Annotated in this window: 22 protein-coding genes and 1 tRNA gene; 18 read left to right on the top strand and 5 right to left on the bottom strand. The window is 57.3% G+C overall.

The genetic code is table 11. The annotated features are described in order from the left end of the window. Window positions 1-21: 21 nt before the first annotated feature. The 10 genes from QP442_RS00305 to QP442_RS00260 all read left to right on the top strand — a co-directional run bounded on the left by QP442_RS00305 (window position 22) and on the right by QP442_RS00260 (window position 12,339). A complete protein-coding gene (locus tag QP442_RS00305; protein ID WP_103632347.1) occupies window positions 22-1,863 on the top strand; it encodes a cation:proton antiporter in 1,842 nt (613 codons plus the stop codon). 37 nt (window positions 1,864-1,900) lie between these two features. Next, window positions 1,901-2,083 (top strand): hypothetical protein, encoded by a 183-nt coding sequence (locus QP442_RS00300; protein WP_285069498.1) that lies wholly within the window; start codon window positions 1,901-1,903, stop codon window positions 2,081-2,083. 26 nt (window positions 2,084-2,109) lie between these two features. Continuing rightward, the gene (locus tag QP442_RS00295; protein ID WP_103632348.1) at window positions 2,110-2,772 is read left to right on the top strand and encodes a DJ-1/PfpI family protein; all 663 of its coding nucleotides are present in this window, start codon (window positions 2,110-2,112) and stop codon (window positions 2,770-2,772) included. A gap of 1 nt (window position 2,773) precedes the next feature. Then, the gene (locus QP442_RS00290) at window positions 2,774-4,213 is read left to right on the top strand and encodes an alpha-amylase (protein WP_103632349.1); all 1,440 of its coding nucleotides are present in this window, start codon (window positions 2,774-2,776) and stop codon (window positions 4,211-4,213) included. Between the two features lies 1 nt (window position 4,214). Next, window positions 4,215-5,123 carry a TatD family hydrolase gene (locus tag QP442_RS00285; protein WP_103632350.1) on the top strand — a complete coding sequence of 303 codons (909 nt, stop codon included), beginning with the start codon at window positions 4,215-4,217 and terminating at the stop codon, window positions 5,121-5,123. 217 nt (window positions 5,124-5,340) lie between these two features. After that, a complete protein-coding gene (locus tag QP442_RS00280) occupies window positions 5,341-6,465 on the top strand; it encodes a resuscitation-promoting factor (protein ID WP_006680890.1) in 1,125 nt (374 codons plus the stop codon). Window positions 6,466-6,710: 245 nt separating this feature from the next. Then, complete coding sequence (locus QP442_RS00275; protein ID WP_285069497.1) at window positions 6,711-8,126, top strand: ubiquitin-like domain-containing protein; 1,416 nt, start codon at window positions 6,711-6,713, stop codon at window positions 8,124-8,126. A 105-nt stretch (window positions 8,127-8,231) separates the two neighbouring features. Beyond that, the gene (gene rsmA, locus QP442_RS00270) at window positions 8,232-9,323 is read left to right on the top strand and encodes a 16S rRNA (adenine(1518)-N(6)/adenine(1519)-N(6))-dimethyltransferase RsmA (RefSeq protein ID WP_103632353.1); all 1,092 of its coding nucleotides are present in this window, start codon (window positions 8,232-8,234) and stop codon (window positions 9,321-9,323) included. Beyond that, window positions 9,316-10,296, top strand: a complete 981-nt coding sequence (locus tag QP442_RS00265; RefSeq protein WP_103632354.1) for a 4-(cytidine 5'-diphospho)-2-C-methyl-D-erythritol kinase — start codon at window positions 9,316-9,318, stop codon at window positions 10,294-10,296. Before rsmA ends, QP442_RS00265 begins: the two co-directional genes overlap by 8 nt. Then, window positions 10,297-12,339, top strand: a complete 2,043-nt coding sequence (locus QP442_RS00260; protein ID WP_103632355.1) for an ABC-F family ATP-binding cassette domain-containing protein — start codon at window positions 10,297-10,299, stop codon at window positions 12,337-12,339. Here the strand turns inward: QP442_RS00260 and QP442_RS00255 are convergent. Genes QP442_RS00255 through QP442_RS00245 form a run of 3 tightly spaced genes read right to left on the bottom strand, consistent with a single transcriptional unit; the run spans window position 12,314 to window position 13,798 of the window. Next, on the bottom strand, window positions 12,314-12,634 hold the full coding sequence (locus tag QP442_RS00255; RefSeq protein ID WP_103632356.1) for a DUF4298 domain-containing protein: 321 nt from the start codon (window positions 12,632-12,634) through the stop codon (window positions 12,314-12,316). The two genes, QP442_RS00260 and QP442_RS00255, sit on opposite strands and share 26 nt — an antisense overlap. Then, the gene (locus tag QP442_RS00250) at window positions 12,631-13,164 is read right to left on the bottom strand and encodes a MarR family winged helix-turn-helix transcriptional regulator (protein ID WP_006680896.1); all 534 of its coding nucleotides are present in this window, start codon (window positions 13,162-13,164) and stop codon (window positions 12,631-12,633) included. The genes QP442_RS00255 and QP442_RS00250 overlap by 4 nt, the downstream gene beginning before the upstream one ends. Further along, window positions 13,151-13,798: a TetR/AcrR family transcriptional regulator gene (locus QP442_RS00245; RefSeq protein WP_285069496.1), complete on the bottom strand. Its 648-nt coding sequence runs from the start codon at window positions 13,796-13,798 to the stop codon at window positions 13,151-13,153. Before QP442_RS00245 ends, QP442_RS00250 begins: the two co-directional genes overlap by 14 nt. A 122-nt stretch (window positions 13,799-13,920) precedes the next feature. Here QP442_RS00245 and QP442_RS00240 point away from each other — a divergent pair. The 4 genes from QP442_RS00240 (at window position 13,921) to QP442_RS00225 (ending at window position 16,835) form a co-directional block, all read left to right on the top strand. Next, window positions 13,921-13,991: transfer RNA gene (locus QP442_RS00240), tRNA-Gln, on the top strand. Window positions 13,992-14,030: 39 nt separating this feature from the next. Then, a complete protein-coding gene (locus QP442_RS00235; protein ID WP_103632357.1) occupies window positions 14,031-15,071 on the top strand; it encodes a bifunctional UDP-N-acetylglucosamine diphosphorylase/glucosamine-1-phosphate N-acetyltransferase GlmU in 1,041 nt (346 codons plus the stop codon). Window positions 15,072-15,108: 37 nt separating this feature from the next. Then, the gene (locus tag QP442_RS00230) at window positions 15,109-16,080 is read left to right on the top strand and encodes a ribose-phosphate diphosphokinase (protein WP_006680899.1); all 972 of its coding nucleotides are present in this window, start codon (window positions 15,109-15,111) and stop codon (window positions 16,078-16,080) included. 164 nt (window positions 16,081-16,244) lie between these two features. Further along, complete coding sequence (locus tag QP442_RS00225) at window positions 16,245-16,835, top strand: 50S ribosomal protein L25/general stress protein Ctc (protein WP_103632358.1); 591 nt, start codon at window positions 16,245-16,247, stop codon at window positions 16,833-16,835. 450 nt (window positions 16,836-17,285) lie between these two features. On the opposite strand, the gene QP442_RS00220 is transcribed toward QP442_RS00225, so the two are convergent. Continuing rightward, entirely contained in the window at window positions 17,286-19,388 is a 2,103-nt protein-coding gene (locus QP442_RS00220; protein ID WP_103632359.1) for an LPXTG cell wall anchor domain-containing protein, read from the bottom strand. Window positions 19,389-19,568: 180 nt separating this feature from the next. On the opposite strand from QP442_RS00220, the gene QP442_RS00215 reads away from it, so the two are divergent. From QP442_RS00215 to QP442_RS00200, 4 genes are all read left to right on the top strand, one after another. Further along, window positions 19,569-20,153: a hypothetical protein gene (locus QP442_RS00215; protein WP_141089620.1), complete on the top strand. Its 585-nt coding sequence runs from the start codon at window positions 19,569-19,571 to the stop codon at window positions 20,151-20,153. 317 nt (window positions 20,154-20,470) lie between these two features. After that, window positions 20,471-21,601, top strand: coding sequence for a succinyl-diaminopimelate desuccinylase (dapE, locus tag QP442_RS00210; RefSeq protein WP_103632362.1), 1,131 nt, complete (start codon window positions 20,471-20,473; stop codon window positions 21,599-21,601). A gap of 46 nt (window positions 21,602-21,647) precedes the next feature. Further along, window positions 21,648-22,376, top strand: a complete 729-nt coding sequence (locus QP442_RS00205; RefSeq protein ID WP_103632363.1) for a TIGR00730 family Rossman fold protein — start codon at window positions 21,648-21,650, stop codon at window positions 22,374-22,376. 99 nt (window positions 22,377-22,475) lie between these two features. After that, the gene (locus QP442_RS00200; RefSeq protein WP_006680905.1) at window positions 22,476-22,640 is read left to right on the top strand and encodes a DUF3117 domain-containing protein; all 165 of its coding nucleotides are present in this window, start codon (window positions 22,476-22,478) and stop codon (window positions 22,638-22,640) included. Between the two features lie 65 nt (window positions 22,641-22,705). On the opposite strand, the gene QP442_RS00195 is transcribed toward QP442_RS00200, so the two are convergent. Next, window positions 22,706-23,335 carry an O-methyltransferase gene (locus QP442_RS00195; protein WP_103632364.1) on the bottom strand — a complete coding sequence of 210 codons (630 nt, stop codon included), beginning with the start codon at window positions 23,333-23,335 and terminating at the stop codon, window positions 22,706-22,708. Window positions 23,336-23,402 lie beyond the last annotated feature (67 nt).

Below are 23,402 nucleotides of genomic sequence, written 5' to 3'. Positions count from 1 at the left end.
CCCCTTCAATAAAATGCGGGTATGAACACCCTGCTGATTGCCGTTGTCGCGTTGATCGCTATCGCTTTTGCTGCGCAGGTGTCGCAGAAAATCGGCGTGGCCTCACCGCTGATTCTGCTTGCACTGGGCATCGCAATCGGCTTTCTACCATGGGTTGATCCGATCGAGTTGGAACCCGATCTGATCCTCGAAGTCATCTTGCCCCCGCTCCTGTTCGCGGCCGGAGTGTCGATGCCAATCATGGATTTTCGGCGCGAACTGAGAATGGTCGCAGCCCTTGCGATCGGCTTGGTGATCATCAGCGCTCTGGTCGTCGGTTGTGTCTTGAACTGGCTGGTCCCGGCTATTTCGCTCCCGTGGGCAATCACGCTGGGCGCGGTGCTCTCGCCGACTGACGCGGTTGCCGTATCGATTGTGAAGAAACAGGGTGTCGCTCCACGCATCATCACCATCTTGGAGGGCGAGGGCCTGTTTAATGACGCGACGGCCCTTGTCCTGGTGTCGTCGGCAACGTCGGCTGCACTTCTGGGTGACGCCGATGCCCTCAACCCCGCGTACCTGCTGAGCGATTTTGTTATCGCGCTACTGACCGCCGTTGCTGTTGGCTGGGTGGTAGGCGAAGTTGGTAGCCGCATGCGTTCAAAGATTAAACAGCCCGCAGCAGACACCGTTTTTTCGTTTGCGATGCCGTTCATTGCCTCGATCCCCGCTGAACACTTGGGTGGTTCAGGCTTGGTCGCGGCCGTCGTTGCAGGTTTGATCGTTTCCTACAATCGCAACGTGCGCATGCCTGCTCTGAACAGGCGGTTTTCCCAGCAGAACTGGCACACGGTGGAATTGGTCTTGGAAGGCTTCGTCTTCCTGATTATGGGGATCCAAGCTTTCGGCATCTTCGAGAAAGTTGAGGAAGGCCAGATCGGCGTTGGATATGCCCTGCTCCTCGCCCTGCTTCTTGGCCTCATCGCGGTTGGTGTTCGCGTCCTCTTCCTCGCGCCCCTCTTGGCGTTCTTGAACCACAGTCAATCGCATGCTCGCGCGCGAATGGAACGTGACGAAGAACGTCTGCGTCTGCATGAAGAGCGCCTGGCGCACGCGAGTGATGTCGATCCTGAGCTTCTTGAAGCCCGAAACATGAGCCCCGAGCAATGGAATGCGGCTGTTGAACGGTGGCACCGCAGGGTTGAACGTGGCTGGCGCCAGCAGAGGCGTCGCGGAAACGACTTGGAATACTTCAACGCCCAGCCCTTGGGCGTGCGCGAAGGGTCGATTCTGGTGTGGGCAGGCATGCGAGGTGCCGTCACACTTGCGGCCGCCCAAACTCTGCCTTTCGCGACCCCGATGCGTAACGTCCTCCTGCTGATCGCACTGGTCGTAGCCGGCGGTTCGTTGGCATTGCAGGGCTTGACCCTGCCGTGGGTGATCCGCTTGGTAAAGCCTCAGATGGCTGCAGATACAGTGAATGAAGAAGAACGCGAGCACCTTCTTCACCTCATGCATTCCTCGCTTAAAGAGAGTGCTCTGGCCGAGGCCCTGCATCCTTCCGCTCTTAAGACACCCATGCCTTTCGGTGGGGTGATCGGAGCAACCATCGTCCAAGCGAGCGTCGCAGAGGGGGCATCAGAAACTGCCTCCACTAGTGAAAGTGATGGGCGTGACCCGGTGCCCGTAAACCCCAGTTCGGACATGAATCCCGAGCAAGGTGCCCTCACCATCGAACAAATGCGAGTCCTTGCCCTCGAAGCGATCCGCGAACAGCGTCAGGCTCTGCTCGAAGCACGTAATGAAGGCGTGTTCTCATCCGCCGCCCTCGAAACGGCAATGGAGCGCCTGGACCAAGAAGAAATCATGCTCAACATCGGTTGATCCTGTCGATCATGCGCAACTTCCCGTGAGTGCGGCGATGATCCTGATCACTATCTCCGTCCGCCCGACGGTGGTCGTCGGCATCGTCCCATCGCGTAAACCGCGCGTGAAGATCCCGTCGAGGCTCTGCGAAGCAAGTCATTTGGCGCGTAGACGCGGGGCAGTAGGTAGTTTCACGCTTGCTGTCAGTGAATTCGTCCATGGTCAGCGCGATACTTGAAGGCAGAAAGCTATTAGGAGGTCCTCATGCCAACCCCGACCACTGTCACAACCGACGCGTCCGTCGGCGTCCTCATCGCGCCCGGACTAGAGGAAGTGGAAGCGCTCGCGGTCGTCGACTGCCTGTATCGGGCGGGCGTGCGCGCTGACCTGATTGCCGTTCCGGCATCAGACAGTCAGGCCGTAGAAGAACCTCGTTCCAATCCTTTTGCTAGCGCGCCGTCGTTGCTGTCGCCTACCCGTTCCCTGTCCGTCACGTCGTCGCACGGCATCACATTGGTGTGTGACCTGCATCTTGATGACGCGGACCTGTCTGAATACACCGTGCTGTTCCTGCCCGGAGGCATGCCGGGCACCGTGAACCTTGAAGAAAACATGAAGATTCAGGCAGAGATTGCTCGTCGCATCGCCTTCGGCAAGCCTGTCGCTGCGATCTGCGCGGCTCCTTCGGTCTTGGCTCACGCTGGATTCCTCGACGGGCGAAACGCGACGGCGAACCCGGGCTTTATGAAGGATCTCGAAGTGGGCGGGGCGCGCGCTCTGACCGATTCGGTTGTCGTGGACGATAACGTGTTCACGTCGCGCGGAATGGGGACGGCTATCCAGCTTGGTCTGAGCCTCGTGAACCATCTGCTGGGCGAAGAGGCTGCCAAGGCGGTTGAAATCGCGATCGTGAAACAGGGCGACTGACATGAACGGCACTTTGTTGCAGGGTTTTTCGTGGTACGTGCCCAATGACGGCTCGCTTTGGCGTTCGATTGCTGATCAGGCGCAGCACCTGTCTGACCTGGGAGTCAGCGCCGTGTGGTTGCCTCCAGCATATAAGGGGCAGGCGGGCATTGATGACGTCGGATACGGCGTGTATGACCTGTGGGATCTGGGGGAGTTTGACCAGAAGGGCGCTGTTCGCACGAAGTATGGGACGCGCGAAGAATATGTGGGGACTATCCAGGCCTTGCATGATTACGGGATCCACGTGCTTGCAGACACGGTTCTCAACCACAAGATGGGTGCAGACGCGTCAGAAACGGTGACCGCAACCCCGATTGATCAGCAGAATCGCACCATTGAAGTCGGCAACCCTGAACAGATCCAGGTCTGGACGCGATTCACGTTCCCAGGTCGTGCTGGCACGTACTCGGATTTTGAATGGGACTGGACGTGTTTTCACGGGACTGACTGGGATGAAGCGACTGGGCGCAAGGGGCTCTGGCTGTTCGAGGGTAAAAAGTGGAACGAAAACGTCGATGACGAGTTCGGTAACTTTGACTACCTGATGGGCGCTGACGTCCACTTGACCGATCCCAAAGTCATGGATCACCTGGTCGAATGGGGAGCCTGGTATCTCGAAACAACGGGGGTTGACGGCCTGCGCATGGATGCGTTGAAACACATGGGACGCGACTTTACGATGGCATGGCTCGACCGCATGCGTGATGTTTCTGGCAAGGAACTCTTCACGGTCGGCGAATACTGGAGCGCTGACCTTGGTGAACTGCGGTCGTTCATCGGTGATGATCGCCGACTGAGCCTGTTTGATGTCCCGCTTCACTTCAACTTCCACCACGCGTCGCGCGCCAACGGTACCTTCGACATGGGCGGAATCTTCAACGGCACGCTGGTGGACGCGGACCCCACGATGGCAGTCACATTTGTGGAGAATCATGATACTCAGGATGGTCAATCGCTGGCGTCGCCGGTCGATAGTTGGTTCAAGCCCGCAGCCTATGCGCTGATTCTTCTTCGCGAGGCCGGCTACCCCTGTGTATTCCACGCCGACCTATTCGGGGCTGAAGGTGAGCATCCTATTGCTCCGGTTGAAGGACTAGAAACCCTGATGAAGATGCGTAAGACGCGCGCGTACGGTGTCCAGTGGGATGCGTTCGACGATTCTCACGTGGTCGGTTGGGCGAGGCAAGGGCAGATGGATGACGCTAGTGACGGTGTTGCTGTTGTTATTTCCGATTCTGGTGAAAGCGCAAAGACTCTGAATGTGGGTGCTCATCATGCCGGTCAGATCTGGGAGTGCGTGATCGGCGGATGTGAACCCGTCCAGATCGGTGACGATGGTTCTGCTTTGTTCCCGGTTCCAGATTCCGGATTGTCCGTCTATTCTCCGAAGGGGGTTTGACGTGGGTAAACGACGTCCTCGCACATGGCCAGAGGTCCCGGCTCCGCTGGCAGAGCCGGTCATGGATAATCACACGCACCTTCCCGTCCATGAGGGCGAAATTCCGAAAGCTGACGGTGTGAAGCTGTCCCTTGAAGAACAGATTGAGCGTGCTCGATCGGTGAATATCACCCGCCAGGTCTCCTCTGCCTGCGAGCTCCCTGACTTCGATCCGATGATTCAGATCGCTCGATCCTTCCAAGGTGTCCAGGTTTCGCTGGCGATCCACCCCAACGAAGCCGCTCTTCACGCTGGAGTCCAGGTCCCGTCACCCGACGGCTTAATCCCGACTCAACGCGATCATCACATTCCCCTTGACGAAGCGCTGTCAGAAGTTGAACGACGTTTAAGTGATCCGACGGTCGTCGCCGTCGGAGAGAGCGGGTTGGACTACTTCCGTACCGCAGACGAAGGTAAGCAAGCGCAAAAAGAATCGTTTGCCGCCCACATTCAGATGGCTGAGCGAGCCGGCCTGCCCCTGCAGATTCACGATCGTGACGCTCACGATGACACGGTTTCCGTCCTTGATGACGTGGCGCGCGCAGATCAGCTGATTGTCTTTCACTGCTTCTCCGGAGATGGGCAACTGGCAGACATCCTGGCAAAGAATGGCTGGTATGCATCGTTCGCGGGCCCCATTTCGTATCCCGCCAATGATCACCTTCGCCAGGGGCTTCTCCGGATGCCCCGCGAACTTGTTCTTGTCGAAACGGACGCTCCCTACCTGACACCCGTCCCACATCGTGGTTCGCCAAACTCTTCGTACGTGATGGCTCACACCGTCCGATTTATCGCGGATCTTTGGGAAGCCAGTGAAGAAGAGGCCTGCCGTCGATTGATGGAAAACTCGCTCAGAGTCTACGGAAAGTAGGGGGTGGGTACGCCTTTTTGGCGGTTGAGAACGCGCTAGCTTCGTCCCATGAGGCATCAAGATCGGTGATGAACCTCGTTAATTTGTTTCGTGAAGATAGACACGAACTGACGCACGCAGATAACAAAACGGTTACGGTAAGTGTGTTAGTCCGTTATCGGCTCACACGATGCACGCATCGAGTCACCCGAGCGGAACCTTCAAAGTCTGGAGCCGCGTGAACATTTCACACCCGAGTAAACGAACCGTCATCACTGGCGCGTCCGCGCTTGCCCTTGCAATGGTGGGAATCGCCGCGGGCGGAGTTGCCTCTGCTCATCATCAGGTCACCCTCGAACTCGACGGTGTCTCACTGCCGGTCGAAGGTTTCTACACCACTGTTGACGATGTTCTTGAATCCGCAGGTGTGAATATTGGCGAGCACGACCTTGTTGCTCCCGCGACCTCAACTCGCGTCCACGACGGCGACATGATCGTAGTCCGCATGGCCTCCGCATACGCGGTGAACATTGACGGTGAAGACCTGACTGCATGGTCGACCGCCGACAGCATCGACGGCGTCTTGGACTCCATCAACAGCGAGTCCACGATTACGTTGGCTGCGGATCGTTCCAAACTGCGTTCTGAAATGCCCGTTGTTACCGACGGTACGCCGATCATCCTTGACGTTGATGGCACACAAACCGAAATCACCGCGTCCGGTAAGGGAGCTGACAAGGTTCTCGCAGATGCTGGTGTCAGGCTCGGCGAATTTGATCGTTTCTCTTACATCTTCAGCGAAGGTAAGACCACGTTGAAGGTCACCCGAGTGAGCCGAGAAACCGTCACCGAAACCGAGGCGGTTGCTTACTCGACCCAAGAGCGTGAAGACGACACCCTCTACCAGGGCGAAACCTCGGTCGTTCAGGCCGGTGTGAACGGCTCTATCACCCGCAAGCTGTTCCGCGAAACAGTCGACGGGCAGGTCACCGTGAACCGTGTGATCTCTGAAACCAAGACCAAGGCAACCAGCGAGATCGTTGCCAAGGGAACCAAGGAGCGCACCGCTTCAACCGCTGCCGCTTCTGCCGGCGCTGGAAGCGCATACTCACTGTCTGCTGATTCTTCTGGTGTTTGGGCAGCCCTTGCGCAGTGTGAGTCGGGCGGTAATCCGGCAACGAACACGGGCAACGGATACTACGGTCTCTACCAGTTCACCTTGTCGACCTGGCGGTCAGTTGGTGGTACGGGGCTTCCGTCCAACGCGTCCGCTGAAGAACAAACTGCCCGAGCTCAAGCGCTGCAGGCGCGTGCAGGCTGGGGTCAGTGGCCGTCGTGCACTCGAGCAATGGGCCTGTACTGACAGGTGACGCGCCTGTACTAACCGGTCATTGGGTCTGAACTGACAGATTCTGCCTGAGTGACAACAGAATCCACGTTGCTGGGTGACGTTGATTCTCAACACGCCGCGGGTGAGCGTTGACTTTCTTAAAATAAGTGGGGTGTAAAGGATCACCTTGCACCTGTTCACCTGTGCAGTGCCCCCGGAATCACGTACCGTGGACACTGGTGAACTACTCACATTCCACTCAAGGAGCTACCGACCTCGTGATTTCACGTTCGATGCTTTCTGAAACCGTCCTGCACCCCACCCGTGCTTTCCTGGGCGGATTAAACCCAACGCGCAAAACAGTCGTTGCCACCGCATGGTTGGCGTCTGCGACGATGGCGGTTGTTGCTGGAGGCGGAATGATGTCGTCTCGCGCCGAGCTGACGCTCGAAGTCGATGGGGTTTCTCAGCCGATTACGACGTGGGGTGGAAGCGTCTCGTCGGTTCTGGCGCGCGCGGGTGTCGCGGTTGGTGAACACGATCTGATCCAGCCGTCGTTGAACACGGTTGCTCCCGATGGGGGAACGATCATCGTGCGTACCGCGAAGGAATACAAGCTGACCGTTGATGGGACGCCGACGACGATTTGGTCGACCGCTTCCTCCGCTCAGGCTCTTCTTGTCAGTTCATCATCCCTTGGTAGCGATGTTGCCGTTGCGGTGGATCGTAGGTCTGTCAGGAAAGATGTGACGAAGATTGTTGAGCGTTCGCAGAACATCACGGTTCAGGCTGACGGTCAGCAGACTACGGTTCAGGTCTCTCCTGAACAGCGTCCCGATGACATCGTCGCGCAGGCTGGAGTCCAGTTGACTCCCAATGACCGCCTGAACGTGAGTGTCCGGCCTGATCGCTCGATGAAAATTAACGTGGACCGCGTGACTCGCGGATACGTTGATGTGGATATCCCCGTTGAATTCAGCGAAACCACCCAAGAGTCTGCGGACCTGTTCAAGGGTGAATCGAAGATTACCCAAGCGGGTGTTCAAGGCGTTGCTGCTCAGAAGCAATGGCAGGAAAGAGTAAACGGCAGGCCCGTTTTTTTCGCCGTGATCAGTGAATTGGTGACAACCGCTCCCACCGCGCAGGTCAGGTCGAATGGTACAAAGGAAGCGACTCCTCAGGCGCTTGCTATCGCCGGAATCGACCCGAAGGCCACGTTGGAGACAACCGTGGACAGTGCGGGCAACTCGATCACCGCATACACGGCAAAGCTTGGAACGATCTCTACCGAAGACGAAGTGAACGCTGTTATTGCATCGATTGAAAGCGCGACGGATCGTGCGAAGGCTCGCGCTGCGTCCGTGTACGGTGTCAGCGTCGCTTCCTATGCTGCTGGCGATCCGCGTGGCATTGCCCAGGAACTGGTGGTCAGTTTTGGCTGGGACATCAGTGAATTCCAGTGCCTTGACAAGTTGTGGACTCGCGAATCTCATTGGAACCCCAGAGCAGAGAACGTGAGCTCGGGCGCCTACGGTATCCCGCAGTCGCTTCCCGGCTCGAAGATGGCGTCCGAGGGTGACGACTGGCGAACCAACCCAGAAACCCAGATCAAGTGGGGTCTGAAGTATATCAAGGGTCGCTACCAGAGCCCGTGTGGTGCATGGGCTCATTCTGAGTCTGTCGGCTGGTACTAATCCTCCGCGTGAATTGTGCGGGCACCGTTCATTGGCATGGCGAGCGCAACCTAGCGCACACTTTCCGCACCGCGGTCCAGCCTGCCTGACCAGTAGAATGACAGGGTGACTCGATCTCGTACCCGCACCCCGAATACTCGCTTGGATCCGACTCTTCCAGAGGGCGTCCAGCCGTCTGAAACCGGCTTGCTTGGCCCGCTTGAAGTGAAAGCGATTGCCGATGCGCTCGGTATTCGCCCGACGAAAGTTTTGGGGCAGAACTTTGTACACGATGCTGGGACGGTTCGTCGCATCGTTCGCGCCGGTGGTGTGGAAGCGGGGGACGAGGTCATTGAGGTTGGCCCCGGCCTTGGTTCGCTGACGCTGGCGATTTTGGAGACCGGTGCGCGCGTGCGGGCGGTCGAGATTGATCCGCCACTGGCTCGAGCTCTTCCGCAGACTGTTGTTGCTCGTATGCCTGAAGCCGCTGATCGTTTCCACGTGGTGAACGCGGATGCGACGAAGATCAACGGTGTTGCTGACTTTGGTGTGGATTGGCCACCTCCGACGAAGCTGGTCGCGAACCTGCCGTATAACGTTGCTGTTCCGGTGCTTCTGGCGATGCTAGAGAGATTCCCGACGCTGACGGATGTTCTTGTCATGGTCCAGTCTGAGGTCGCTGATCGCTTGGCTGCAGGCCCCGGGTCGCGAACCTATGGCGTGCCGTCGGTGAAGGTCGCCTGGTACGGTCAGGCTGAGCGTGCGGGCACGATCGGTCGCAGTGTTTTCTGGCCGGTTCCGAACGTGGACTCTGCGTTGGTTCGTTTGCGCCGCGATGGCGAGCCTCGTGGCGATGAAGACCTGCGTCAAGCAACCTTCGAGGTTTGTGATGTGGCGTTCGGTCAGCGCCGTAAGACTCTCCGCGCTGCGTTGAAGACGTGGGCGGGTTCGCCAGCTGCCGCCGAAGCGCTGTTGGACGTTGCCGGAGTGGAATCGACCGCCCGCGGTGAAGCACTCGGTATTGAAGAATTCGTGCGCCTTGGTCGCGCGGTCCTCGAACTGCGTGCGTGTGGGGTGCTGGCTGCTCGCGTCGATCCTCGTACAGGCAAGTCCGTGGGGTCTTCCCCAATAGATCAGGCCGCCTCCACTGCAGCCCTTGGCGCTGACAATGGGGCGGAGTCGGCGCTCGCTCAACAGCAGGATTCTGCTGATGCGTGAAGTGAGGGCGAGTGCTCCGGGCAAAGTGAATCTGACTCTTCGCGTGGGACACCCCACCGAGGACGGATATCACCCGCTGGTCACGGTCTTTGAAGCGCTCAATATGCGCGAGACAGTCACTGTTCGCACGTCGCGCCGTCTTGGTATTCACGTGACAACAACGGCGTACCTGTCTAACGGTCGGGTTGATGAAGCGACGACTGCTGCAATGGCGGAGTTGGATCCCGAAAACCACTTGTGCGTCAAAGCTGCACGTAGCCTGCAGAAACTTGCTGCGATGGGGCCGTGGGGACACACGGCTGCCGGCATTGAGATCCACGTGGAAAAGCATCTGCCGATGGCTGGCGGTATGGCCGGTGGCTCCGCGGATGCTGCCGCGACGCTTGTCGCTTGCAATGCACTCTGGGAGCTGGGCCTCAACAGCGATCAGCTTGAAATGATGGGACGAACGCTGGGGGCTGACGTTCCCGCATGCCTGACCGGTGGCATCGCGCTGGGAACAGGTCGAGGCGACCATATGAGTCTGCTTGCCGACGGTTCAGACGAACCGCGTCACCACTGGGCGATCGCCTTGGCGCACGGGGGTTTATCAACACCTGCTGTTTTCCATCAGCTTGACCAGATGGGCGGGCCTGGAGGCACGTGGGAGCTTCTTGAAGATCTCAGTGATGAAGCGGGCGCTCTACTGACAGGTTCTGCCGAGCAAGCCGCGCCCTGCCTCGTCAATGACCTGACCGAAGCGGCACTTGAATTGCGCCCCGAACTGGCTAAGACGATTGCTGGCGCGCGTCATGCTGGCGCCCTGGCCGTGATTCTTTCCGGATCCGGCCCGACAATCGCCGCCCTTGCCACCAGCGCGGAAGACGCCCACTGCATCGCCGACGAACTCGCTCAGCTCCCCGCCGTCTCCGCAGTGTTGACGACGTGGGGTGCCGCGCGTGGCGCAATGATTGAGCACGAGGACAACGCATAAATGGCTCACCTTCTAGGAACGCAATCCCTGGCCACAATGGCGGGATCACGCAAACTGCTCGATGATGTCACCGTCAGCCTGTTTGATGGGTCGCGCGTCGGTATTCTTGGCCCGAACGGCGCTGGAAAGTCGACCTTGCTACGCCTGGTGGCCGGGATTCAGGAACCGGACTTAGGCCTCATCACCAAGCGCGACGGTGTCCGCATCGTTGTGTTGGATCAGGTGGATTCGCTCGACCCGCAGATGAGTGTTGTCGACGCTGTCCACCCCGGGCTTGAAGAATACGAGTGGGCCTCGAACGCAACGATCCGCGACATCCACGCGGGTCTGCTGTCCGACATCGACACGCGCGCACTGATTGGGACCCTGTCGGGTGGGCAGAGGCGTCGCGTTGCACTTGCCCGAGTACTCGCCACCGAATCTGACATCGTCTGCTTGGACGAGCCGACGAACCACCTCGATGTTGAAGGCGTCGCGTGGCTGGCCCGTCACCTGAACGCGCGCTTCGCGAAGCCCGGCGCGAATGGTGCTCTGCTGGTTGTCACGCACGACCGATGGTTTCTCGACACCGTGTGCGAGCACATCTGGGAAGTCGTCGCCGGAGTCGACCCGGGTGGCGACCGCCCACAGATCGCTGGCCACGTCGAAATCTACGACGGCTCGTACGCTGCCTATACGCTGGCCCGCGCCGAACGTGTCCGCCAAGCCGATGTGGCTGCCCAAAAGCGCGCGAATCTGCTGACCAAAGAGCTCGCGTGGTTGCGTCGAGGCGCGCCCGCGCGCACATCAAAGCCGAAGTTTCACATTGCTGCCGCAGAAGCCTTGATCGCCGACGTGCCACCACCGCGCGACACCGTTGAACTGGTGAAAATGGCGACCGCGCGCCTGGGCAAAGACGTCCTAGACCTTGAGGATGTTTCGATCGCATTCACGCGCCCGAACGGCGAGGCGAACATCATCTTTGACGGTGTCACCTGGCGCCTCGCACCTGGCGAACGAGTCGGCATCGTCGGTGTCAACGGTGCAGGAAAGACAACTCTGCTGAACCTGCTGCGCGGAGACATCCAGCCTGACTCCGGTCGCGTCAAGCGCGGTAAAACCGTCGAAGTGGCCACGCTGTCCCAGGATACGCATGAACTGGATGCGCTCGCGGATATGCGAGTCGTCGAAGCCGTCGCCGAGGTCGCGCAGACCTCGATCGTCGACGGGCGCGAGGTCAGTGCCGCACAGATGACGGAACGCATGGGCTTTACCCGTCAGCGCGCCTACACGCGAATTAGCGAGATTTCAGGTGGTGAACGCCGTCGCCTGCAGCTGATGCGCCTGCTGATGGCTGAACCGAACGTGCTCCTGCTTGACGAACCGACGAACGACCTTGATACCGATACTCTGGCGTCGATGGAAGACCTGCTGGATTCCTTCCCGGGCACGCTCGTCGTCGTTTCGCACGACCGTTACCTGCTGGAGCGCGTCACCGACCACCAGGTCGCACTGCTCGGCGATGGAAAGTTGCGCGCCCTGCCCGGTGGTGTCGAACAGTATCTCGCCATGCGCGAAGAGGGGCTGGGGCTTACGACTTCTGGCAGTAATGCAGGGGCAACGTCGGCGAATGTATCCGGGAATTCGACAGGTAAGTCCGCGGGCAATTCTGCTTCGAATTCCGCGGGGAACGAGGCCGCCCCGACCATCTCTAACGCCGCCGCTCGCCGGGCGGCGAAGAAAGACGCCGATCGTATCGAACGTAAACTCGAAAAACTGCGCGCCTCGGAAATAAAACTGTCTGATCGCCTCGCCGATTTGGGTGCCCGCGTTGCCACGGATGCCTCGTTGGTCGATGAACTGACACAGGTGGCAGCCGAACATCGCCAGATTCTCGACGAGATCGATGAACTTGAAATGGCGTGGCTGGAAGCGGCGGAACTGTTGGATGAGTTGGGAGCTGACGGCCAGGACTCAGCGACCATCAGGACTCAGCCCAGGCACCGTCAGGACTCAGCCACCGATGAGGACGAAGAACTCAGTCGCCCAGCAGATCGTCGGTGAAGAAACGGCTGGAATCCGCCAGAAGTTTGGCCATGAGGGCGCACTGGCGACTATAGAGGTTCCACACTTCGTCTTCGCCGATCACCTCAAGGCATTCACCTGCTTCGATTGCGACCTCACGGTCGTTCATCCACGACGATGAATACTGACCCATCAGCGGAATCATTGTCTGATCCAGTGCCTCAATACTGGCCAGCGCACCTTCTGCCTGATCCATCAGCGCGCACGCTTCGGTGTAGCGCTCTTCCATGTGGTGCAGGCGCTCCAACGCTTCAGATTCGCGAGTCACAGTCATTCTTTAGTTTCAAAGGGGGCCAGTAGAACTGTCAGAAGATCAGCGAGTTTCTCGCGTTCGCCAGATGACAGAGGAGCCAGGATTCCACGTTCAGAATTGAGTAGGGACGCAAGCGCGGTATCAACCTTCGTCTTGCCCTCCTCGGTCAGTTTCACCTGAACGACGCGACGATCTTCACGCGCGGAAGAACGCGTGACCAGGCCTTTCTCCTGCAGGCGGTCAATACGGTTCGTCATCGTGCCACTTGTCACCAAGTGCTCGGCGATCAAATCACCCGGACTCAGCACATAGGGTTCCCCTGCGCGACGCAGGGACGAAAGAACGTCAAATTCCCACGTTTCCAAGCCGTGGTCGGCGAATGCGGCTCGGCGGGCGCGGTCGAGGTGCTTGGCCAGACGAGTCACTCGCGACAGAACGAGCATCGGCGTGGGATCCAGATCTGGGCGCTCGTTCGTCCACGCTTCGACAATGCGAGCGACCTCATCGTGCGCCTCGTGCGTCGGGCAGGAAGCGCGATCAGCTGAAGTCATTGCGCACACAATCCTCCGATCGGACGACCAGCGAGGGGCTGGGACGCATATTGCGAATGCCGTTCCAGACTAGGTTTACAACGTGTGCGGCGACCTCGTCCTTCTTCATTCGCCGATCGTCCAGCCACCACTGTCCAACCTGCGCAATGAGTCCGACCAGCATCTGCGCGTACAGGGGAGCGAGGTTCGCGTTGATGTCCGTGTGCGAGAACTGTTCGGCCAACAGGTATTCGACGCGCGACGCGACATCGCCGAGCACGGAAGAGAACGAGCCCTGCGTGCGATCGGTGGGTGCGTCGCGAACCAGTACGCGGAAGCCGTCCGTGTGCGATTCGATGTAGTCCAAAAGGGCAAGTGTCGCGTTTTCTAGAAGGATACGAGGCCTGGCGCTGGACTCCAACGACGTGTGAAGCTTCGTCACAAGCGCCTGAACTTCACGGTCCACGATGACCGCATACAGGCCTTCCTTGCCGCCGAAGTGCTCATAGACGATCGGCTTCGACACTTTTGCCTTCGATGCGATCTCTTCAACGCTCGTCGCATCAAAGCCTTTTTGAGCGAAAAGTGAGCGTCCAATCTCAACTAGCTGTTCGCGCCGTTCGAACCCGCTCATTCGCGTGCGTTTTTCACTCATACGGTCAGTATGTCATCTGAATCGGGTCACGCGGTAGGTGTGAGGTGTGGCGCGAACGAGCCTTTTGCGCCCGGCCGACGTGGCACAGCAAGGGGTACATATGGCAGAATCAAAAGGCGTTTTCCGCCCTGGTGTAACGGCAGCACATGGGTTTTTGGTGCCTTTGGTCCGGGTTCGAGTCCTGGGGGCGGAGCTACAAGTGGGTCACCGCCACGATTTTGGAAGGTAAATCATGACCGTTCCTGCAGCTGTCATTGTCCTCGCCGCAGGTCAAGGCACTCGTATGAAGTCCTCTCTTCCCAAGGTTGTGCACCCCGTTGCCGGCCGGTCCATGATTGGACATGCCCTGAAAGCAGGCGAAGGCCTGAACCCCACGCACCTGGTTGCTGTTGTGCGCCACCAGCGTGACCTTGTCGAAGCTGAAATTAAGCGCGTCAGCCCCACCGCTATCGTCGCCGATCAGGATGAAATCCCCGGCACAGGACGAGCCGTTCAATGCGGCCTGGAAGAGCTGGAACGCCAGGTTGGCCAGATTCACGGCATTGTTGTCGTCACCTACGGCGACGTCCCCATGCTGAGCACCGAGACCCTGAAAGACCTCGTCGATGCCCATATCGAACAGGCGAATGTCGTCACCGTCCTGACCTCGCGCGTCGATGATCCCACGGGCTACGGTCGCATTATTCGCGATGCCGGCGGTCGTGTGACCGCCATCGTCGAGCAGCGTGACGCCACCGAAGAACAGGCTCTCATCAACGAAATCAACGCCGGTATCTACGCATTCGACGCCGATTACCTGCGCGAATCCCTCGTCAACGTGGGAACCAACAACGATCAGGGTGAGGTCTACCTGACCGACGTCCTCGCGGCAGCCGCCCCCGCTGGAAAGCGTGCGGGCGCTATGGAACTTCTCGATGAATGGCAAGCACAGGGGTGCAATGACCGCGTGCAGCTTGCAGAACTCGGCGCCGAGTTCAACCGACGCATCTGCGAAAAGCACATGCGCGAAGGCGTTTCCATCATCGCCCCCGATTCCACGTGGATCGGCGTTGATGTTGAGATCGGAAACGACACAATAATCTGGCCAGGAACCGTGTTGCGTGGTGCGACGGTGATCGGATCCGAGTGTGAGATCGGTCCCTCAGCGACCCTTGATACCGCGATTGTCGGGAATCGTGCGGTTATCCACAACGCGTGCGTGTCCAACGTATCGGTTGCACCCGATACGATGGTTACACCATTCAGCGTCATCGGACAGTCCAGTCGGGACTGACCGATCCGGGTTCTTTAAGCAAGGGGAGGAACGCCGCATGAGCGGATTGGTCACCAGTGGAGAGAAGAGCCTCGTCCTCGTTTCGGGTCGAGCGCACTTGGAACTTGCCGAAGAGGTTGGCAAAGAAATCGGGTGCGGGCTTTCGCAAGTGACCGCCTACGATTTTGCGAGTGGCGAAATCTACGTCCGCTTCAATGAATCCGTTCGTGGCGCAGACGTCTTTGTCCTCCAGTCACACACGGGCGACATCAACAAGTGGCTGATGGAACAGCTCATCATGATTGACGCTGCCAAGCGTGCCTCAGCAAAACGCATTACCGCTGTCTCGCCGTTCTACCCCTACTCGCGTCAGGACAAGAAGCACCAGGGTCGTGAACCGATTTCGGCTCGCCTGGTCTCTGATCTGTACAAGACCGCCGGCGCTGACCGCGTCATGAGCGTCGACCTGCACGCCTCGCAGGAACAGGGCTTCTTCGACGGCCCGGTCGACCACCTCTTCGCAATGCCGGTTCTGGTTGACTACGTCCGTTCGCGCCTCGACCTTTCCAACACCGTCATGGTGTCCCCAGACGCTGGCCGTATTCGCGTCGCCGAAAAGTGGTCTTCGAAGCTCGGCGGTTGCCCGCTGGCATTCGTCCACAAGACCCGCGATACCACCCGCCCGAACGTTGCTGTCGCCAACCGCGTCGTCGGTGAAGTTGCAGGCAAGGAATGTGTCTTGGTTGACGATATGATCGACACCGCTGGCACGATCACCGAGGCCGTCAAGGTCCTCAACAACGCCGGCGCCAAGAAGGTCATCATCGCCGCAACGCACGGCATCCTCTCTGATCCGGCAACGCGCCGCCTCTCCGAATGTGGAGCAACCGAGGTCGTCGTCACCGACACCCTGCCGATTCCGCCCGAGAAGCGCTTCCCAACTCTGACCATCCTGTCGATCGCACCGCTGTTGGCACGCGCCATCCGCGAGGTCTTTGACGACGGATCGGTCACATCACTGTTCGACTGACTCGCTTTTCACCGCCCTCGTCGGGTACTCTGATTGAGTTGCTCCGGCGAGGGCGGTTTTCTATATTCCGCCGTTATCGACAGGGCCTTTCGGATCTTTGCCGGTCCTGCCTGGGTTCTTCGACGCTTGAGCGTGAAACCTACATACTCAGGAGGACATTTCTTATGAGCGATAACCCGATCCTTGTCGCCACCACTCGCACCGAGTTCGGTAAGGGCGCCGCACGTCGCGCTCGCCGTGCGCAGATGGTTCCGGGCGTTGTTTACGGCCACGGCGAAACCACCCACCTTGACATTCCGGAACACGACCTGTTCCTGATCGTTCGTGGCAACAAGAACGCTCTTGTTGAGCTCAAGATCGACGGCACGTCGCAACTCGCACTTGTCAAAGACGTTCAGCGTCACCCGGTCAAGCGCAACCTGCTCCACGTTGACTTCCTAGCCGTCAAGGCTGGCGAAAAGGTTGACGTCGAGGTTGCAATCGTCGTCGTCGGCGAAGCAGCCCCCGGCACCACCCACAACGTCGAAGAGCACACCGTGGCCGTCAAGGCCCCGGCAACCGACATCCCCGAGGCTATCGAGGTTGACGTGACCGGCCTCGAAGCTGGCACCGTTGTCCGCGTCTCCGACCTGGTTTTGCCGGCCAACGTTGAGTGTGAACTCGACGCTGAGCAGGATGTCGTCATTATCTCCGAGCTCGCTGCAGAACCTGAAGAAGAAGAAGCTCCGGCAGAAGCCGAAGGCGACGCTGAGTGAACTAGCGCGTAGCGTTTTCTTTCAAGGCGGGCGGGTCGTATGTGCGGCTCGCCCGCCTTGCTGTGTCCAGGGGAGCGTGGAGCGGATCTTTGCCGAGGTAAGGTGCGGCCCCAGGTGGCGGGTGTCTAGTTTTGGGGCTAATGCCAATTGTGTGTTTTTTCCGGGCGTGTTGGAGTGGTTTAGTGTCCTGCCCAGCCTTTGCGGATGTGTAGGGATCCGAAGGTCTAATGCCCGAATAATACGGACTTGCCATAAATAAGAGGGGGCGGCTCATACTGTGTAGTACGAGCCGCCCTCTCTTGGATGTATCCGTTGCGGATTGCGTTCTGTGTATGCCCCTGTACTATCGCCAGACCTAACAGTTGTATTGGATCTGGCGGTTATTGTCCATCAGTGATGGTCAATACAGATTGATGCATCACAGATCAGATTGACTTAACCTGCCCTTTCCTATTCAGCTCGGCGTTTTCTAGCTCCAACGAGGCCAATGCCTAGCAAAGCGATACCTGCTCCCACGGGTAATAGGGTGATGTCTGCGCCGGTATTCGCAAGCTGTTTTGCCTTTGGCTGTTGACTATCGCGCTTGTTATTCGAATTATTCTTCTGCGCACCAGACGGGTCTGTAGCCTCAGAAAGCATTTTCATAGCCTGCAGCTGAGCGCGTAGTTCAGCTAACTTGCGCTCTAGGTCTTCGCTAGATTGTTTAGCTTTGTTAAATTCTGATGTGGCAGATTCAAGAGTAGCTTTAGCAGTTTCTTCAGCTTTTCTCAGCTCAGATAGGTTCTGCTGCGCTTGTTTTAACGCCTCGTTCTTAGCTTCCCAAGTTTCCCGGGCTTCGGCCAAGTTCAGCTTCGCTGCCTGAAGCGCTTCGTTGGCGGAGGCAACAGACGCATCCTTGTCCATGGCATTCTTCAAATCAGAATTCGCTTGGGAAAGCTTATCTGTTGCAGCTCGCTTTTTCTCCCTGGCTTTTTCCTCAGCTTCCTGATCTTGTTGAAGCTGCTTATCCTTCAAATCAGCGTTTTTCTGGGCCTGTTCCTTGTTGCTCGTCGCCAAATTCAGATTATTTTGGGCTTCAGCTAGTAGCCCTTCGAATTTCTGCTTTTCCTGCGTAGCTTCTTTTTCGTCTTGCTTGGCTTTTTCTAGCTTGTTTGCAACTGCCTCTAGCTCATCTGCAGTACGTTTTTTGTTCTCGTACTCTTTTGTGGCAACATCAGCTTGCTTTTTAGCTTCTTTTTGGACGTTTTCGGCTTCGTCTGCTTTTTGGAAGAGATTCTCGGCAGTGTGCGTTTTCGTCTGAAGGTCTTGATCAAGTTGTTTGATGTCAGCTTCTAGAGTTCCTCTTTCAACTTCCTTTTTCAGAAGTTCATTCCTTAAGGTAGGAATTCTTTCTTCCAAAGCATTAACCTCAGCTTTTAGGGCATCAGCTTCCTTTTCGGCTGACTCCTTCTGCTTTTCTGCTCGCTGTTTTTTCTCTTCAGCATTCTTAATTTTATTCTGTGTCTCGGCGGTAGAATGCTTCTTGTCTTCGGCTAGCGCTTCTTCATACTCTGATTGTGCCCGCTTGACATCCTCGTCAAAAGACGCAACTTCTTGTTGTTTCTGCTTTAGATTAGCCTGGAATGTATTTTTCGTATTTTCAAGCCTGTTAATTTCCTGAAGGCTCTGTTTGTTCTCTTCCTTAAGCTTCTCATGGGCAACCCGTTTTTCTTCCAACTCCTTCTCCAGGGTTTGGACTGCGGACCTAGCGGATACTGCCTCTTCTACGAGCTTGTTATACTCGTTGGTCTTTTCAGTAAGGAATGCTTCCTTTTCTTTTTTGGTTTTCTCAGCTTCGTCTAGTTGACTTTTTGCTTTTTGCAAGTCGCTATCAATATTCGGGTGATTTTTCTGTAACTGCTCAATGGTTTTCTTGAGCGTTTTTTGTTCCTGTTCAAGCTGGCTCAACCGGGTTTTAGCGTCATCAATTTTTTTGGTAGCTGAGACAACTTCTTTTTCAAGCTCAGCAACTTTTTCGTCGGCTAGCTTCTTCTCTTGCTGAGCTTTTTCTAGCTTCTGTTGTGCCGAACGCTCGGCTGCAGCCGCTTCCTCAGCCTCTTTTGCAGCTACTTTTTGAGCCTCTTCTAGCTTCTTAAGCTCGTCAGCAGCACCAGAGTCCTTGATAGCTTTGTCCAACTTATCTTCTGCGGCTTGAACGGCTTTTTCAGCTTTTTCTTTTTTCTGCAATAAAGCTGCAGTTTGCGTTTGCAAATTTTTAACTTCGGCGTCTTTGGCTTCTAGTTCCGAAACGGCCTTGTCATATGTTTTCTTTGCCTCATTCAATAAGGCAGTCTTTTCATCAAGATTTTTCTTAGCCTGAGCAGCTTCGTTTGCAGCATCTTTAATAGCGACTTGTAGCTGCTCACGGGTTAAGGAAGTCTTCGTATCGGTCGAAGAAACTGGGGTGGAGTCCGGTGCTGGTTTAATGGCTCCGAAAGCACTCGGAGCGGCAACCGTGAAACCGATACCCAGTGATAGTGCTGCAGCTAAGCATTTGGTTGTTTTAATATTCAACGCGGTGTTCTCTCTTTCTTTGCGGGAAGATCGCGGTGGAAATATCTTACAAAAATTGTACTTACCTCGCCGTGTCAGTCAATATTTCCCGATTTCCAGTGATATATCTTGCAGATACTTCCGGGCTAATGCCCGAAAGAATCGTGAAACAAAATCCTGCGAGTCGAAGCGAGAACACGAGTGAGTGAAACATCCGGGCCATGTCCGCTGGTGGGTGGTGTGAAGATCCCGGCCTCGTACCCCAAGCAGGCTGATCCAACGACGTGTGGGATTGCGACGCTTGCTGTGCTTGCTGCCCGTGCGAACGCGGATCCCGTGTACTTGTCTTTGCCGCCTGATAAGCGTGAGCGCGCGCAAATTCATCTGCATCGTGTTGCGTCGCGCGTGGGTGTGCCGTGGCCTCAGGCGCTGGGTACGTCGCCGTGGGCGCTGGCGAAGTTGGCTTCGAAAGCGACAGGGGAGCGCCACCGTATAGTTATGCGCGGGAAGCGCTTTCGTGTGGCTGTCGATTCCGCTCTTTGCCGAGGCCGGGATGTCTTGGTTTTCACCGGGGGCTGGGATATGCCCGGGTCGGCGTGGATCCCACGGCATGTGGTGCTTGTGCTTGCGGATGGCACGGATACGAGAATATACGCGGTGTTTGAGCCTTCAAGTGGCAAGGTGTTCCGCGTGAATGCGGATGATTTTTACGCCGGAGCGCCAAGCGCCCGCGCCTCGATGGGACACTGGAAGAACGTACTGTGCGCGGTTGTGCCGACTGAGTAAGTGGCAAGACCCAAGCGCTACGTGCAAATACCTCGATGTCGCTTATGGGTTTAAGGCTAATATCTGGGCAGGTCACAGGGGTATTTTGTGAAGAATTGGTCGACGCCACACAATGAAACGTCTAGGGGTTTTCTTCGCGTCGGGAAAGAAGGGGGAAGACCGGCGTTAGCCGTTCTAAGAAAACAACGAATGTGCGGGTACGTGAGGCTGAAGTGGGGACAAACACGTATCCTCAAAGCAGGTGCCGTCTTCGCCGTTGTGAAATGTGCGATGTCGGTGGTGAAGAACACGTTGTGGGGCACTGAGAGGCGACAATCGTGACGCATTTGCGAACAGATGACGTGGTGGACCTGACCTGCGACCTCATCGATATTCCGTCGGTCAGTGGCGACGAAAAGACGATCGCGGATGCGATTGAAGAGGCCCTACGTGGCGCCTCGCATCTGGAAGTCCTGCGTGATGGAGATGCGATTGTGGCGCGGACGAACCGGGGGCGTTCTCAGCGCGTGATCATCGCCGGACACATCGACACGGTGCCGATTTCCGGGAACGTGCCACACGTTCGCGAAGAAACAGAGGGGGTCGAGAAGGTTCGAGGCCGGGGTTCTGTTGACATGCTCGGCGGTGTGGCCGGAGCCCTGTATGCTGCGCTGAAGCTGAATGAACCGAAACATGACGTGACGTGGGTTTTCTACGATCATGAGGAAGTTGTGGCTCCCTTGAATGGGCTGGGGCGCGTCTATCGCAATCATCCCGATTGGATTGATGGTCAGTTCGCGATCCTCGGCGAACCCACGAATACTCAGATTGAGGGTGGATGCAATGGGACGGTTCGTGTGATTGCGACGGTTCCGGGTGTTGCTGCGCACTCGGCTAGGGCGTGGCGAGGCGATAATGCCATCCACAAGGTAGCGCCAATCATCGAAAAGATCGCCATGTTCGGCAATCCGGTGGTGAACGTTGACGGGTTGGACTTTAGAGAATCCCTGTCCATCACCCGAATTGACGGTGGTATCGCAAACAACGTCATTCCCGATTCGGTGCGTTTGACCGTGAATTATCGTTTTGCTCCATCGATGTCGCCGGCGGACGCGATCGCTCACATCGAGTCCTACTTTGATGGGGTCGATGCACTCTTCGAAATTGACGACGAATCAGAAGGTGCTCGCCCCGGTGCGGACTTTGTTTTGGTGCAGGAATTCATCGAAACAGCACGTCGAGTCATGGCAGAAGAAGGCAAAGACCTCAGCGTGAGCGCGAAGGTCGGGTGGACCGATGTTGCTCGCTTTTCTGCTCTTGGGATCCCTGCGATCAATTGCGGTCCGGGTGATCCGCTTCAAGCTCATACTCAAGATGAAGCAGTTCCGGTCTCCCAGCTCCGCCACTACGCGAAGATACTGATTGATTATGTGGGGGCGGCCTCGTTGATCAGCGAAGAACGAAACTAGAATCGAAGGACGCGGTCGCCTACCGCCACTATTTCAAGGAGAAAATATGAGCGAAGCTGTACGTCACTCATACCAGCGTGGCCCGGTTGTCCTGCGCGGTAAAGCAATCCCGAAAGAAACATCGGACGCGAGGCTCTTGCAGGCGCAGGAGACCTCGGATTGGCTTCACGCAGACCCCTGGAGGGTATTGCGGATCCAAGCGGAGTTCGTTGAAGGCTTCGGTGCCCTCTCTGAAGTTGGGCCCGCTATCTCGGTCTTCGGTTCGGCTCGCACTCCGGGGAACGACCCCCACTGGACGGCCGCCTACGAAATCGGGCGTATGCTTGCCGAGCGCGGAATAGGTGTCATCACCGGTGGGGGTCCGGGTGCGATGGAGGCAGCGAATAAAGGCGCGTGGGATGCCGGTGGAACGTCTATTGGTCTTGGCATTGAACTGCCACACGAGCAGGCGCTCAATCCGTGGATCACAGTGGGTATTAACTTCCGCTACTTCTTTGCACGTAAGACGATGTTTGTGAAGTATTCGCAGGGCTTCATCGTCATGCCTGGCGGTTTTGGCACCATGGACGAATTATTCGAAGCAATGACCCTAGTCCAAACTCGCAAGGTTGGTTCCTTCCCGATTGTCCTGGTCGGTACCGAATACTGGTCAGGGCTGATCGCCTGGATCCGCGAAAAGATGATTGGAGAGGGAACCATTTCCCCCGAAGATATTGATCTTGTGAAGATTGTTGACGATCCTGCCGAAGCAGTTCGTATCGCCTGCGGAGGATGATGAGTCTTTTTCCTCGCGAACTTGTGGTGATTACAGGTAAAATAGGGACGTTACCGTAACGCGACCGCGTTCGCGGACAGTAGGAGCAAGGAGCGGCACATGGCAGCCATGAAGCCAAGGACCGGCGACGGACCGTTGGAAGCCACCAAAGAGGGACGCGGAATCATCATGCGAATCCCCAGCGAAGGTGGTGGCCGTCTCGTCATCGAACTGACCCCGGACGAAGCTTCGGCTCTCGCGGAAGCGCTCGCTCAGGCGGTTTGAGCAGATTCTTATACAGCGCGGGCGTGACTAGCATAAATGCTAGTCACGCCCGTTTTGTTTGTCGCTCAGCGCTTCACCGCAACCGCCAGTCCATCGCCGACGGGCAACAGACAGGGCACGAAGTCTGGGGATTCGCGCAGGAAGCGGATCAGTTCGCGACACATGACGGTTTCAGCGTCGCGACGAGCCGGATCGCACACTTGGTCGTTCCACATGGCGTGCACGAGCGCGACGGTGCCACCGGGGCGCAGGATGCGCACGGCGTGATCCAAGTATTCGGGGGTTTGGGAGATATCCGCATCCAGAACAACCAGGTCGTAGCCTCCGTCGGTCATGCGGGGCAGAACGTCGAGCGCACGACCAGAAATGGTGCGGATACGTTCGGAGCCGATTCCGGTGCGGTTGAACATGGCTCGGGCCTGCTTGTGGAACTCGACTTCGGAGTCGATGGTGGTGAGGACACCGTTGGGGCTCATCCCGTCGAGGAGCCACAGGCTGGACACGCCAGCGCCGGTTCCGACCTCAAGAACCGCGCGTGCGCCGGTCAGGGCTGCGAGCATACGCAGGGCCACGCCGGTGCCGGGCGAAACGGGGTTGGCGCCGAGTTCGTTTGCTGCGTCGCGGGCTTCAAGAAGAATCTCGTTTTCGGCGATGTAATCCTCGGCGTACACCCAGGATTGAGCCTTATCTGCCATCGAAGGGCCCTTCCATATAAAAGAATCAGTTGAAAGTGATGTCTAGGCATAGCCTAACGCCCTCACG

Origin of the sequence: Pauljensenia sp. UMB1177 (genome assembly GCF_030217965.1) — a bacterium.
Lineage (GTDB): Bacteria > Actinomycetota > Actinomycetes > Actinomycetales > Actinomycetaceae > Pauljensenia > Pauljensenia turicensis_A.
The sequence above is the reverse complement of the archived record's forward strand: the minus strand, read 5'-3'. Positions and strand labels throughout refer to the sequence as shown.

What these genes read in the sequence shown, in the direction of transcription:
- QP442_RS00305 (WP_103632347.1), top strand. Translation starts at nt 22, where the DNA reads ATGAACACCCTGCTGATTGCCGTTGTCGCGTTGATCGCTATCGCTTTT.
- QP442_RS00300 (WP_285069498.1), top strand. Translation starts at nt 1,901, where the DNA reads ATGATCCTGATCACTATCTCCGTCCGCCCGACGGTGGTCGTCGGCATC.
- QP442_RS00295 (WP_103632348.1), top strand. Translation starts at nt 2,110, where the DNA reads ATGCCAACCCCGACCACTGTCACAACCGACGCGTCCGTCGGCGTCCTC.
- QP442_RS00290 (WP_103632349.1), top strand. Translation starts at nt 2,774, where the DNA reads ATGAACGGCACTTTGTTGCAGGGTTTTTCGTGGTACGTGCCCAATGAC.
- QP442_RS00265 (WP_103632354.1), top strand. Translation starts at nt 9,316, where the DNA reads ATGCGTGAAGTGAGGGCGAGTGCTCCGGGCAAAGTGAATCTGACTCTT.
- QP442_RS00260 (WP_103632355.1), top strand. Translation starts at nt 10,297, where the DNA reads ATGGCTCACCTTCTAGGAACGCAATCCCTGGCCACAATGGCGGGATCA.
- QP442_RS00255 (WP_103632356.1), bottom strand. Translation starts at nt 12,634, where the DNA reads ATGACTGTGACTCGCGAATCTGAAGCGTTGGAGCGCCTGCACCACATG.
- QP442_RS00250 (WP_006680896.1), bottom strand. Translation starts at nt 13,164, where the DNA reads ATGACTTCAGCTGATCGCGCTTCCTGCCCGACGCACGAGGCGCACGAT.
- QP442_RS00245 (WP_285069496.1), bottom strand. Translation starts at nt 13,798, where the DNA reads ATGAGTGAAAAACGCACGCGAATGAGCGGGTTCGAACGGCGCGAACAG.
- QP442_RS00235 (WP_103632357.1), top strand. Translation starts at nt 14,031, where the DNA reads ATGACCGTTCCTGCAGCTGTCATTGTCCTCGCCGCAGGTCAAGGCACT.
- QP442_RS00230 (WP_006680899.1), top strand. Translation starts at nt 15,109, where the DNA reads ATGAGCGGATTGGTCACCAGTGGAGAGAAGAGCCTCGTCCTCGTTTCG.
- QP442_RS00225 (WP_103632358.1), top strand. Translation starts at nt 16,245, where the DNA reads ATGAGCGATAACCCGATCCTTGTCGCCACCACTCGCACCGAGTTCGGT.
- QP442_RS00205 (WP_103632363.1), top strand. Translation starts at nt 21,648, where the DNA reads ATGAGCGAAGCTGTACGTCACTCATACCAGCGTGGCCCGGTTGTCCTG.
- QP442_RS00200 (WP_006680905.1), top strand. Translation starts at nt 22,476, where the DNA reads ATGGCAGCCATGAAGCCAAGGACCGGCGACGGACCGTTGGAAGCCACC.
- QP442_RS00195 (WP_103632364.1), bottom strand. Translation starts at nt 23,335, where the DNA reads ATGGCAGATAAGGCTCAATCCTGGGTGTACGCCGAGGATTACATCGCC.